Here is a 13,620-nt window from a genome sequence, read left to right on the forward strand (position 1 = left end):
GCGGCCTCCTTCGCATCTGGCGGTCAGCTTGTCGTGCTGGAGGGTTTCACCAACCGGCCACTGCCGGAGATTTACATGTCAACATCCAAAACGCGGTACGAAGCGGGTAGCCAGAGCGCCACACCGTTCGCCTCTGCATGCAAAGATATCCAAGCCTGACATCTCAAAGCGTTTGCCGTCATCATCACCAAAGGCCCATCCAATCCGATGCCCTATTTTCGGCAGAGGCAAGGGAGTGCGCCTACGGCCTACTCTGTCAACTGATATTTCTACTAGTTGACCCTCTTTAAATTATGCCGAAATATTTTCATTGCTCGACAAACTGCCAAGCCGCCTGCATGAGTAGCTTGGTGTAATGCAGAGCCAATGGAGGTGCGCATGTACAGCAAAGCAATGCTTGAAGTACTTGGCATAAAGCAGGGAAGCCATGTACACATACTGAATTCATTCTTTTCTGACGACAAGGCTGGTTATGATTGTTTCATTGAAGCCCTCTATGAGGACCGTATCGAAGTTCTATCCAGTGAAAATAAAGAAAATTTCAACGTCGCAAGGAAGTACCGGGAGATATTGTCTTTTGAGTCAATTTTCAACATCCGCGAAGCGGATGAAGCGCTCACTGCGAGACGCCAGAAACTTGCGCTGCCCACCGTGCTTTCGCCTGATGAAGCTGTCCTGTTTGGTAAAGAAGCCACTGTCTGGGTTGTATGCACTTACACAATTGATGAAGGCGCTCCTAGGTTCCTATGGGGAACCGAATCCGACATTGATCAGGTTTTGGCGTGTACAGAGGTTGACGTAAAGAGCCGCGTCAAGCTTATGTTCAACAGCTCGCCCAACAAGGAGCAAGTCCGCGCGCTACTGCACCAACGCCGGCTGATCACTGACCGTGACTTCCTCTACGGCATTTTAGACTTTGCCGACGACTTCTATCAGGGCATGAAATTCCCCACCGTGTTGCCCCACACCGTTGCCCGAAACTATTTGTCGAAGCTACCTAAAGCGTTTGTAGCCTGGGAGATCGCTCAATCAGTTACAGATAATAGCGATGTACAAGCAGCCCCGGTCCAATGGCCATTCGAGCATGAGCTGGCGCCTACTGAACTCAATCAAGAAAATGGCGCGACCCTCTTCGGGCTGAGTATTGAGAATGCGGATTACTCGAAATACGATCTTTTAGCCACACTTGTCAGGCAGGAAACGTACTGGAAAGCGTCCACTACAGAAGCCAGGCTTTCAATGATCATGGTTGCGCGCAGGTCATCCTTGCAGGAGCAATACCTGATCGATCAGATCACCCACGCGCTGCCATTTCCAGAAGTTCCCTATGATTTCGAAATACCGGGCTTGGACGGACTGATTGAGGCAGCTATTGAAGAAGGCTCCAGACCGGATCAGAGCGCTGCCCCTCAAGAGCCCGGCAGCTCTCCCCCTGATGAGTCGGGCGACAGCGCAGCGTCACTTATTAATTACACGCTGCCAGAGATGACCGGATTCGCACCAGCCTTGCTCGGCGAAGGTCCCTGCCTATGGACCAGCCCATGTTTTGTCCTGGCAGATCGAGATTTGCAGCCCGACGAGCAGATTCACGTGTGGGCCGTCGACCCCATCGACGGGCGCGTGCTGAAAACCGTCTCGCTGAAAGCGACCGACGCCAACAAAGCCCGCCTGGCCTGGCCGGCTGCATTGGTCAAGGCGATCCAAGCCGACCGCACGCTGGTCGAGGGTTCCGTGCTGCTCCAGGCCGGGCATCTCTCGGACGACGCCGAATTTACCGAAAACACCGATGCCCCCACCTCGCAAACTTTTACGGGTTACAACAACATCGAGAAAAGCCAGGTCGATCGTTTGTGGGCATTTGATTCGCATTGCAAGCTGCTCAGCAACCTCCCGTTCAAGGCCAACCAGGTCAGTGCACTCCGGCTTCCAGATGCACCGCCGCCTTTGGGAGAACGTATTTGCATACAAGTACGCCACAGGACCAGCCAGCACCTGTACGAATCTCATTTTTTCCAGCCCGAAGCGAACAGCACCCGCGGCAGCTGGAACAAACAGATGTGCGAATTCCTTAACCAGCACAGTGCGATGCTAAGGGCGGGCAAACTCCAGGACGATGGCATCAGCATCACGCCCGCGGAGCAGGATAATCAGCTCTGGATACCGCAACTGTCCGACCTTTCTGTGCAACTTGAATCCGTCAATTGGCTTGAGCACGCATCATTCACCGTGAACTCGGGCCTGGCCTTGGATAACGAGGTGATGATTGCGGTACACGATCATGTGACGGGCGCACCGCTACCGGGATCGCCGTTCACGTTCTGCCCAAGTGCTGCAACACAAGCGCAGGGCCAGTGGCCGAGCGCGTTGGCCAGCCAGTTGGCTGGCAGTCCCTTGGCACCCTACATAAAACTGGAACAGGCAAGTAGCGGCGGCACGGCCCCTGCTTCGACATGGCGTTGCCTACGCGCAGCGGTGCCACTCCGTATCTGGATGAGCGAGCCCTTGGCATCACCTGCCTGGTCAAGCCGCTCCGGCGCGGATATCGATGACGTGCTTGACGCCTGTCTTGACGACGACAGTATCCAGTTGCTCATTGAGAGCCGCGACACGCGCACGGGATACCTCTGCCACGCTTCATCCATTACTTTGTCGGCGATGGAGTCTTCACTCGATCAGGCAGCAAAGCGGGCCAATCTGGCGAAAACGCTTGAAGGGCACTTGAAACAAAACGGCGTTGTTTGGCTTGGACTCAGCATCGAACCCAATGTTTCCGGCACCTCCTTGAACCATTGGAAATTAAGCGAAGCCACTGCGCTTCATTTACAAACAACACTGGAAAAAATAATTCCAGCACCCATGGCGGCTGACAACCACGGCACTACATTTTACATTGACGAGTTCGCCACGCCTGGACTAACCCAGAGATATAAGAATAACACTAACATCTTCACGACCGACAACCGCGACCTGGAATTTCACGAAGATTACATAGACCCCATACATTATTTATACCTGGATATCTATCAGAAAGGATTAGGCTTCTGTGTTTGGCTCGCAAGAGAAATCGACGAACAATCGATAAAAATCATTATAAGCATTCCACGAACACCAACAGATCACGACATAGATGAGCTCATTGAATCACACCACGAAGCACCGAACTTATCTGCATCAACTATAACCACGAACGACCCTCAGAATACTCCTGATGCCTTCACCTATATTATAAGCAGCTACCATCACTTGCTTAAATCTCCAGGCAGCGGGTTCTTTATACTTCTTGCGCAGGCCTCTCTTAGCAGAAAGCTCATCAAAAATACCCTCTCAGATGTAGCAACCACCCAACGCCACCTCGCAACTATCGAAATCCTCACCTCCTCACCACGGGAGCAACTCTGCATTGCACTCGACACTCAAACCATCGATAAAGGCTTCTCTATAGCCTCCTGCAGCCAACATGACGGCGAACTCACACTCGATTTAAACTTCCCTTTCGCACCCGATGAAGATAGCGCTACAGCAGGCCTCTTGATCGGCATCTTATCGCCAACTTCTCTTTGGAAGAAGATTCAACGCTGCACCACAACGAAAGAAGTATTTGAAATACCTGCGCAGGACACACTGTGTGCCGATATGGCCAATACCGCAGGGGTCGAGCTCTTTGCCTCTAGCGGCCCGCAGCCCCATGGCGTCTCGCCGCAGACAGGCCTGTTCCACTTCCATCACACAATTGCAACGCTGTCCAGCCTCTCCGGCAACACGCCGGCGATCCCACTGGCGTTCAACTACTCGCCGTTACGTGCCAACGAAAGCGCACTCGGCGATGGCTTCGCGCTCTCCGGTTTTTCTTCTTACGACAATCGAAACCGGCGCCTGGTACTGAGCAACGGCACCTTACATGAGCTCAGCATTGATAACATCAAGCAACTGATCGATGGCGAGCCGATAGTACGCCTTGGCTATACCCTCAAAGCAGGCCAAGGGACCACCGAAGAGTTGAGCGCTGGAGGTGGCAAGCGAAAGGTCTATCACCTGAGCACTCTCACGATCGAACTCCCGAACGGCCACGAGGAAGTCTTGGGCCTCCCCCAGACTCATGACAACCTGGAAAGTGGCGGAGCATATAAAGACCGCCTCAAAAGCAAGGTCAATGAGATTGTCGAGGCAATCGATAAAGCATTGGAAGCGTTGAAAACACCATCAAAAGATGCAGTGCCGATATGGTCCATTCTCGGTGGTTTGCTTGCCGGAGGCGTGGGTGTCACGGGTGGTTCAGCAATTGATGAACACCAAAAAACCCGAAGTATACAGTTCTCTTCCATTTTGGCGGCCTCTATCAACACCACGTGGGGCGCCGATTTATTAGGTAAGAATCTGGAAAGACTCCAACAGGTCACCGCAAATAGAACAGATCTGAACAAACTGAAAACCGAAATGGCGTTGCTACTTGCCGATGTAGAGCGCAATGCCTTGATTTTGGTGCCCCTGCAACTCAAGGCCGACAGCCGAGCGCTGCAACTGGCCTGGCAAGGTGTGAAGGGCCATGTCCGCCTGACGAGCATAAAGGACGGCGTCAACGTTCTGCTCAAGGCCGAACACTCCGCCGAGCCAATGCTGGAGGGTAGCCAACAGAGCGTTTTCACCCTCTGGCCAGAGACTGATGAGCGTTGCTGCATCACCCTGGACATCAAGAACTGCCTGCTCAGGCGTTTGACTCGATCCAGCGGCTCCCAGCCCCACCAGCCCGACCAGCGCCTGCACTTCCAGTATGCGGTGACGCCAGTGCTCGACAATATATTGTGCGGCGTTACCGAGGACGACGGTTCACGGGAAGTGGTCGCCTACGGGTGGCAGGGTTCCTGTCCATTACCTTGCGTCGTTCTGCAAACCTTGATCCCTGGTGGCCAACAACCGAACACCCACCACGCCTGGGCCTGGGAAGGTGAAGAGCGGATCACCGCAGCCACCCGCTACGCACACGCGCCAGTCGGCAGCGACCTGGAACAGATCCCATCCACCCGCTGGGAGTGGTCTCACAGCGCCGACGGTGCGACGCAACTTGCGCGCGTGATCGAGAAGGTCCCCGGCGAGCAGCAGCGCATCACGCGTCATGTCTATCAGACCGACAACGCCGTGCCCGAGCCGCTGCGCCAGCCGCGGCAAACAGAGCAGCACATCACCGTAGAAGATCTCCGCGTCGCCGCCACTGCCGAGGAACAGCAGCCATGACCAGCATGGATCAGACCACCGCCAGCCCATCGCCCACCCTTGCAGCGACTTCGCTCACGGAAACCGCACTTACCCGCTACCGCCCAGGCGGCCTGGAACCTATACAGTTCATCACTGACGACGGCTTGCACACACGGCTCTGGTACTACGAAACCGACGCCCATCCACTGGACATCAGCAAGCTGGTTGCAGGGCTGACACTGGCCAAGGTCACCACCGGTACCAACGCCACAGCGGGCAGCACCGGCAGGACACTGGCCGATGCCACCCAGCTCAGCTGCACCCAGCGCCCGGAGGCTGGTAAAGGCCTGCTGCCACTGTGCGCGCAATACCAGTACCTGCTGCTGCCCGACGGTACCCGCCAGGCCCCGGTACTGAACCTGTTCGGCTACGCCCTGAACCAGCGCGACGAGCACGGCACCCTGCTGCCCAACACCGTGCTGACCTTTGAAGGTTTCGAAGCCTTTGCCGACAGCGACGCCCTGGCCTTGGAGGACGTGAAGCTGGTCAAACCGGCAGCGCTGTCCGTCTCCCTGGTGCAGGCCAACTACCAGCACCAGGCCGGCGCGGTCCGTAGCAGCGAACGCATCGCCACCCAGTGGTACCAGAACGACAACGCTCGCAGCACCCAGACCGTGACCGAGGTGGTGACCATCGGCCAACAAGCCGCCACTTACGAACTGCTGCGCACCACGCCCTACTCGACGTCAACGGCCACCCTGCAACGCCAGATCGTGTCGGCGCGCACCGGCCGCCTACTGCGTGAAACCCAGCAAGACAACGAGGGCAAGGCCATAGCGTTCAGCTGCCATCGATACGACAGCCGGGGCCGGGGCGTACGCAGTGACACCTATGCGTTCAATGAAGAGGCCTTTACCAGCGGCGTGGTTACTGAGCTTAAAGCCACCCACTCGCAATCCGTCCATTACGCGGAAGACGGCAAGGGTCAGCGGGTCAGGACTTGCGATGCCCAGGGGCGTCACCAGCAGTGTTACTACGATGGCCAACAACGCATCGTGCGCCGTGAGCTGCAACGCGTGCCAGGGCCTGACCACAGTGCCGAAAACTACTGCACGGTGGAAGAAACATCCTGGGACAGCGATGGGCAAATGGCTAGCCAAGTGATGTTCGACTATTTGCCGGGTGGCCTGCGCATCGACAATGTCAAAGCACTGCCCCAGCAGAGCAAGGACTGGTTCTGGCAGGCCCACGGGCATGACCCGGTGGTTACCGATGCAAACCGGAATGTGTCGCTGACCACCCGCTCCACCTTGGGGCTGATCTCGCAAGGCGCACTGACCACCCAGCAATCCACCCAGCGCAACCTGGCGGACGGGTCGGTCACCCTGACGAAGGAAACCTGGAAAGGCCTGGTGAAACCTGCCGCCAGTGCTGCCATCACGACCACCCAGACCCTCAACCAAAAAGGCCAACGTACCCAGGTGACCGAGGACATTCCCGGCTATGCGAAGCAAACCAGAACCTGGGATATCACCTACGACGGCCTGGGGCGACCAGAGACGCTGACCCAACCGGACAAATCGATCATTGCCTGGGCCTATGAAGGCTTGAACGACGCCCCGACCCGCATGAGCGTGAAGAAGTCGGCGAAGGCTTCGGAACGAGTACTGGCCAGCCGCACGTTCAATGAGGGCACCGTGTCGACGCTGGTCAGGGGCAGCGATACCGGCCAAACGCTGCGAACCCGACCAGACGGTTACGTGAAGCCAGATGGCACCAGCCTTTACCATGCACGCAACGAGGATGGCAGCCTGTCCTGGTATGCACAAAGCGGCAGCAGCACCGCGAGCAAAACACCCCTGGTGACCTTCAAGTTGAGCCCCGTCACACAGGCCATCCAAGCCGAACGCCCGGTGCAGGGGGATTATCAAAGCCTGGTCACCAGCGAAACCTTGCAGCCGCTGCTGCTGGGCACCTGGCGCTTCAAACGGACAGTGCGCGGGCAACAGCAGCGCAATGAGGGTTCTGCCTCCCTGCGCGGCGTCCAGAGCGGCACATGGCACAGCAACGGCCTGCCCCTGCAGGCCTGGGACAATGCCCAAGGCTACCGCAGCCGGTTGCGCCGGGGATCACTCGAATACCATTACACATACACCGCACTGGGGCAGTTGGCCTGCCTGACGGTGCAGGACATGCGCAGCGGCCAGTGCTTGCAGGTGCAGTACGACTACGACGCCTTCGGCTGCGAGACCAAGCGCAGTTATGCGCTTAACGGCCAGGAAAAGGTGCGCTACGAGCAATCCTGGTCGCCGGCCAGCCAGCTGCTAAGCAAGACGCTGTACCGTGACGGCACGCGGGCGAGAACCGAGACATTCGTCTATTACACCAGCGTGACCGGCACCAGCGACGAGTTGCAGCAATGGACGGTGGACGCAGTGGCGGGCGAAGAGGTCAAGGATGACGAAGGCTATGCCATCAAGGAAGAGACTTACCAATACGACGAACTGGGCAGCATGACTAAATGCTCGACCACGCGTAGCAACAACGACACGCTTGTACGCGACTATGCCTACGCAGATGCGAAGCATCCAACACGGCGTACCGCGATCACCTTTATCGCGACCCTTGCCGGCAAGACCAGTACCCGCACGGTCTCCCTTACGTACGACGCCAACGGCAACCTGGCGACCAACGAGCGGGAACAGTCCCTGGCCTACACCGACAGCGGTCGCCTGAGGTCAGTGACTGCCAAGAATGGCACGACGCCGCTGACCTATTACGAGTACGACGAACATGACCGGCTGATCGCCCAGTGTGATGTCGTCAACAACCAGCGGCGCATCCTCAACTATGGTGCCAATGGCCTGAGTGGGGAAACCTGGCTAGATGGTGCAGGCAAGGTGCTCAAGCGCCTGACACTGGATGACCAGGCAGGCCTTGCAGTTGCCTTGGACGATCAATGGCTGTTCGTGCTCGGCGACCCGCAGACCGGGGGCGGTGACGAATACCAGTTCAAGGATGGCGCTTGGGTTCGCGATTCGGTCACATTCACGCCCTGGGGCGTAACCCATCTGGCCACTCTCAACACTCAATCGGTGGGCGTCGGCTACAACCGCCAGCGGGTGGATCTGGTGACGGGGGGGTTCCATCTGGGCGACGGCTACCGCTTCTACGACGCCCAGCACAAAGTGTTCTGCCAGCCCGACGACTGGAGTCCCCTGGGTGCGGCTGGCCCGAATGACCGTGCCTACTGCCCCAAAGCCGATCCGGTCAACTTCGAGGACCCCAGTGGCCACATCATGCTCAGCCGCCAGGCCCAGGCAGACAGCCTGGCAAGGCTCGATACCATTCTTGCCGCGCTGTCTCCCAGCACGGAGGCAGCGCCGCCCCAGGCTGCCAGCGTCGGGGACTGGCTGTTGTTCGGTGCCCTGACGGTTTTGGGCGCACTGCTGATCATAGGTTCGGCGGGCACCCTCAGTGCGCCGGTGATCGCCGGCCTGATGATCGTCTATACAGCAGGTGCCGCCGTCACGGCGACGGGGATGGCGTTGAGGCAGTCGAACCCGGAGTTGTCGCGGACATTGGAACCTGTGGGGCAAGTGATGATGGCACTGGCCGGTGCGCCGGCGGTAGGCTCGCAAATGGCCGGGGTGGCGAGGGCGGTGATGTATGGATCGACGATGGCGTATGCAGGTTTGACCATCGCGCAGGTGTCGGTGCAACAGAGCAACCCTGAACTGGCAGAGAAGCTGGGATGGGCGGCAATGGCTGCTGGCCTTCTCAACTTGGCTCATAGCGGAGCCAGATATCTGGGACACGTAGTTGGAAAATTGGGTTCAAGAGCATTGACCGCCTTACGCTCCATTCGCCTTTCAATACATTCCAATAGCATGAGTAGAATGGTGGGGCGCTCGCGTAGCTGGATGTACACGCCGGGTGTTGTGGCTCGCCCCAGCCTTAACCAAAGACTAGGAGCATCCCTAATGAAAAAACTGGGAATGCGCATGCCGCAAAGAGTCAACGGCAAGATTGGCTATCCTGCGGGGGGAGATAGACCCCCCCTACCCGGTGCCTCTAGCCAAGTTCCCCCTGCTGCGCCTTCAGCATCGAACAATTCATCTTGGCTCTCCAGTGCATTTTCTACCGCCAGAAAATCACTCATGCCCGGCATTCAAAAACCGCCGGTAGCGGCGATCCCAAACCGTACTGCGCTGGCCGAACATCTGGGTAGGGTCGAAAGCACAAAACCTTTCAGCCAGGCAGTCGATATGGTGAACTCAAACCTGGCATCCAACGGAGCTGCCGATATTTCGCAAGCGAAGCTAGGACAGTACGTACGATTAACGGAGGACGTAAACGCCGGCAAAATCAGTAACACTACAGCATTCTTTGAGTCGGCCGGTGGATGGGCAACCGATAAGACTTCGTCGGTACCTGACCGGATGGTCGGCGCGGCGTTCAACTTTGGAGGTGCCATGTTCTCAGGTGCACAAGAGGCCGATAACATGAAGAAAGGGCTCTTTTTCAGAGACCCTCCGAAATAGCGTTCATAGCTTTTCTTGTTCTGGCGCCTGTACCGGCCTCATCGCGGGTCTATCCGCGAAAGAACCGGCACAGGCTCATCCACATGAGCGTTTGGCTCCCTTCCTCGGAATTGAGCAGACGGCAGGCTGCCACCCACCACCCGCTCATCTCAGTCAACTTGCAGACGCCCCAGATGGCTGCGACAGCTCAGCACTGCCGGTGGCGTGGGGGCGCCACGAGATTCCAGCATCGCCTGGGTCAACTCCTGCATCAGCTGACATTGCGCGACCTGACGCTCGTTCCGAACACGGTTTATGTCCTCCAAGTGCGGCATCTACAACCTGAAACTGATCGATACCGGTTGTGGTCGCGCTGGACCTGAACATGGACCAATGGCCAGGTCGAGCGCATGAGCCGAACGATCAAAGACGTCACGATCAAGGCCTACCACTCAGGGAAAGACGGGCAAAAGATCGCCGGTCATGCCACTGAAGGGATGACCAAAAACTATCAGAAGGGGCATGAGGACGTGGTGTGGTCAGAGGTCGAAGCTGACCTCGATATCGGCGAAATCGCCGGATAGTTTTGTGCGTGTTTTGCGCGGGCACAAAAAAGCCGGTTTAGCTAACCGGCTTAAGTGTCTGATTTTACTCAGGAATAATGGTCGGGACGGAGTGATTCGAACACTCGACCCCTTGCACCCCATGCAAGTGCGCTACCGGGCTGCGCTACGCCCCGACTGGGCTTGAAGCATGTTCTCAATCTTGCCAAGAACTTTGAAGAATGTACCCTAACCCTCTGATAAATGAAAGCTTTTTCTCAAAAAAATTTCCACTCATCAGAAACGCCCAGCTCACTTCTTCAAAACCACCAACACATCCTCCAATTCAACAATCATCTGCCGAATCAGCTGCTTGTACTGGCTAGATTCATCCTTAGCCTCATCACTGGAAAGCCGTAACCGCGCCCCGCCAATGGTGAACCCCTGGTCATAAAGCAGCGCACGAATCTGGCGGATCATCAGCACATCCTGCCGCTGGTAATACCGCCGGTTCCCCCGCCGCTTCACAGGGTTAAGCTGGTCGAACTCCTGCTCCCAATACCGCAGCACGTGCGGCTTTACCGCACAAAGCTCGCTTACTTCACCAATGGTGAAGTAGCGTTTGCCCGGTATGGGGGGCAGTTCGTCGTTATGGCTTGGTTCCAGCATAGGCCTCAACCCGGGCCTTCAACTTCTGCCCTGGACGAAAGGTGACGACGCGCCGTGCAGTGATCGGGATCTCTTCCCCTGTCTTGGGGTTGCGGCCCGGCCGCTGGCGTTTGTCGCGAAGGTCGAAGTTGCCGAAACCGGACAGCTTGACCTGCTCGTTCTCTTCAAGTGCGTGCCGAATTTCTTCGAAAAACAGCTCGACCAGCTCCTTGGCCTCACGCTTGTTAAGCCCCAGCTCCTCGTACAGCCTTTCGGCCATCTCAGCTTTCGTCAGAGCACCCATGCCGTTATTTCCTTAACGTGGTGTTCAACCTTTGTTCGAGCGAGGTGAGGATGTTTTGCAGGGTAGTGTTCACCTCATCGTCGTTAAGAGTGCGCGATGGATGCTGCCAGGTCAAGCCAACGGCAAGGCTTTTTCTATCAGGATCAATGCCTTTACCTTGGTAGACATCAAACAGCCTGAGGTCTGTGAGCCATTCGCCTGCATTGTCACGAATTAATTCAAGCACCGCGCTAGAAGCTACATCACGTCCTGCAATCAAAGCCAGGTCACGACGGGTTTCCGGGAACTTCGACAGCTCGCTGAATTTCGGCAGGCGGCCTTCGACCACGTCGCCCAGCACCAGCTCGAACAGGAACACCGGGCGGTCCAGGCCCAGGGCCTTGGCCAGCTCCGGATGGATGGCGCCAAGGTAGCCAACCAGTTTGCCGTCGCGCTCGATGGCGGCGGTCTGGCCTGGGTGCAGGGCTGGGTGTTTGCCGGCGCTGAAGGTGAAGTCGCTCAGCGCGCCGGAGTAGCCCAGCAGGGCTTCGACGTCGGCTTTGACGTCGAAGAAGTCGACGCCGTCGCGGCCGTTGGCCCAGCCTTCTGGCAGGCGGCTGCCGGTGATAACGCCGGCAATCATTGGCTGCTGCTGCAGGTCACCCAGTTGGCCGACGAAGCGCAGGCCGCTTTCGAACAGGCGCACGCGGTCTTGCTGGCGGTTCAGGTTGTGCTGCAGTGCCTTGACCAGGCCCGGCCACAGGGACGCACGCATGGCGGCCATGTCGCTGGAGATGGGGTTGGCCAGCAACAGCGGCTCTACGCCCGGGCTGAACAGTTCGAACAGTTTCGGGTCGATGAAGCTGTAGGTGATGGCTTCCTGGTAGCCGCGGGCAACCAGCAGGCGGCGCAGGGTTGGCAGGTCACCGCGGGTTTCCGGCTTGCCCTGTGGGGCCAGGCGGGCTTGCGGGTAGCGAACCGGCAGGTTGTTGTAGCCGTACAGGCGGGCCAGCTCTTCGATCAGGTCCACTTCCAGGCTGATGTCGAAGCGGTGGCTTGGGACGGTTACGGTCCACTGCCCTTCCCCATCACGGGTCGTGGTCAGCTCCAGGGCGTTGAGCAGTTGCTCTACCTGGGCTGGATCCATCTGCATGCCGAGCATCTGGGTGATGCGTTCGTCACGCAGGGTGACCGGGGCAACGTTCGGCAGGTGCTGTTCGCTGACGGCTTCAACCACAGGGCCGGCTTCGCCGCCGACGATGTCCAGCAGCAGCTGGGTGGCGCGCTCGATGGCTTCGCGGGCCAGCTGCGAGTCGACGCCGCGCTCGTAGCGGTGCGAGGCATCGGTGTGCAGGCCGTAGGAACGGGCTTTACCGGCAACGGAAATCGGCTCGAAGAAGGCGCTTTCCAGGAACAGGTCGCGGGTTTTTTCGGTGTTCACACCGCTGTGCTCGCCACCCATGACGCCGGCGATGGCCAGGGCGCGGGTGTGGTCGGCGATGACCAGGGTGTCGGCGCGCAGGGCAACTTCCTGGCCGTCGAGCAGGACGAGTTTTTCGCCCTCTTCAGCCATGCGTACGCGGATGCCGCCGTTGATTTCTGCCAGGTCGAAGGCGTGCATCGGCTGGCCGAGTTCGAGCATCACGTAGTTGGTGATGTCGACGGCGGCGTCGATGCTGCGCACGTCGCTGCGGCGCAGTCGTTCGACCATCCACAGTGGGGTCGGCTTGCTGAGGTCGACGTTACGGATAACGCGGCCCAGGTAGCGTGGGCAGGCCGCCGGGGCGCTGACTTCGACCGGGCGCACTTCGTCGTGGGCAGGCGCTACGGCAGGCACCACCGGGCGGGTGACCGGGGTGTCGTACAGGGCGCTGACGTCACGGGCCAGGCCGGCGATGGACAGGCAATCACCACGGTTCGGCGTGAGGCCGATTTCGATGCTGGCGTCGTCGAGGCTCAGGTAGGTGCGAATGTTTTCGCCAACCGGGGCGTCAGCCGCCAGTTCCAGCAGGCCGTCGTTCTCTTCGCTGATTTCCAGCTCGGCCGCCGAGCACAGCATGCCGAAGGACTCGACGCCGCGCAGCTTGGCCTTTTTGATCTTGAAGTCGCCAGACAGCTCGGCACCGATCATGGCGAACGGGATCTTGATGCCTGGGCGGGCGTTAGGGGCGCCGCACACGACCTGGAAGGTTTCCTGGCCGTTGGTCACCTGGCACACGCGCAGTTTATCGGCGTCCGGGTGTTGTTCGGTGGCGAGGATTTCGCCCACGACAATGCCGCTGAACTGGCCGGCAGCGGGGGTAACGCTGTCGACTTCGAGGCCGGCCATGGACAGGCGGGCGACCAGTTCGTCACGGGAGACTTGCGGGTTTACCCAACCGCGCAGCCACTGTTCACTGAATTTCATGCTGTTCTCCTAGAATGTGCGTCGATT

5 protein-coding genes, 1 tRNA gene and 1 pseudogene are annotated in these 13,620 nt (G+C 58.3%); 3 read left to right on the top strand and 4 right to left on the bottom strand.

The window, feature by feature from the left end:
• Window positions 1–378: 378 nt before the first annotated feature.
• From ABI582_RS15650 to ABI582_RS15660, 3 genes and pseudogenes are all read left to right on the top strand, one after another.
• Window positions 379–5,229, top strand: coding sequence for a hypothetical protein (locus ABI582_RS15650; protein WP_442119651.1), 4,851 nt, complete (start codon window positions 379–381; stop codon window positions 5,227–5,229).
• Window positions 5,226–9,734, top strand: coding sequence for an RHS repeat-associated core domain-containing protein (locus tag ABI582_RS15655; RefSeq protein ID WP_442119652.1), 4,509 nt, complete (start codon window positions 5,226–5,228; stop codon window positions 9,732–9,734). The genes ABI582_RS15650 and ABI582_RS15655 overlap by 4 nt, the downstream gene beginning before the upstream one ends.
• Window positions 9,735–10,165: 431 nt before the next feature.
• Window positions 10,166–10,297, top strand: a pseudogene (locus tag ABI582_RS15660) (integrase); the annotation flags it as partial.
• Between the two features lie 78 nt (window positions 10,298–10,375).
• On the opposite strand, the gene ABI582_RS15665 reads toward ABI582_RS15660, so the two are convergent.
• The 4 genes from ABI582_RS15665 to pheT all read right to left on the bottom strand — a co-directional run bounded on the left by ABI582_RS15665 (window position 10,376) and on the right by pheT (window position 13,593).
• Window positions 10,376–10,452, bottom strand: a tRNA-Pro gene (locus ABI582_RS15665).
• A 115-nt stretch (window positions 10,453–10,567) separates the two neighbouring features.
• Complete coding sequence (locus ABI582_RS15670) at window positions 10,568–10,924, bottom strand: MerR family transcriptional regulator (RefSeq protein ID WP_003250681.1); 357 nt, start codon at window positions 10,922–10,924, stop codon at window positions 10,568–10,570.
• The gene (ihfA, locus tag ABI582_RS15675) at window positions 10,905–11,207 is read right to left on the bottom strand and encodes an integration host factor subunit alpha (RefSeq protein ID WP_003250679.1); all 303 of its coding nucleotides are present in this window, start codon (window positions 11,205–11,207) and stop codon (window positions 10,905–10,907) included. Before ihfA ends, ABI582_RS15670 begins: the two co-directional genes overlap by 20 nt.
• A 4-nt stretch (window positions 11,208–11,211) precedes the next feature.
• Window positions 11,212–13,593: a phenylalanine--tRNA ligase subunit beta gene (gene pheT, locus ABI582_RS15680; protein ID WP_059395896.1), complete on the bottom strand. Its 2,382-nt coding sequence runs from the start codon at window positions 13,591–13,593 to the stop codon at window positions 11,212–11,214.
• Window positions 13,594–13,620: the final 27 nt, after the last annotated feature.

It is taken from the genome of Pseudomonas sp. SAS7, assembly GCF_052112345.1.
Taxonomy (GTDB): domain Bacteria; phylum Pseudomonadota; class Gammaproteobacteria; order Pseudomonadales; family Pseudomonadaceae; genus Aquipseudomonas; species Aquipseudomonas putida_Q.

Coding starts and splice junctions, on each gene's coding strand:
- ihfA (WP_003250679.1), bottom strand. CDS start 11,207: ATGGGTGCTCTGACGAAAGCTGAGATGGCCGAAAGGCTGTACGAGGAG.
- ABI582_RS15670 (WP_003250681.1), bottom strand. CDS start 10,924: ATGCTGGAACCAAGCCATAACGACGAACTGCCCCCCATACCGGGCAAA.
- ABI582_RS15655 (WP_442119652.1), top strand. CDS start 5,226: ATGACCAGCATGGATCAGACCACCGCCAGCCCATCGCCCACCCTTGCA.
- pheT (WP_059395896.1), bottom strand. CDS start 13,593: ATGAAATTCAGTGAACAGTGGCTGCGCGGTTGGGTAAACCCGCAAGTC.
- ABI582_RS15650 (WP_442119651.1), top strand. CDS start 379: ATGTACAGCAAAGCAATGCTTGAAGTACTTGGCATAAAGCAGGGAAGC.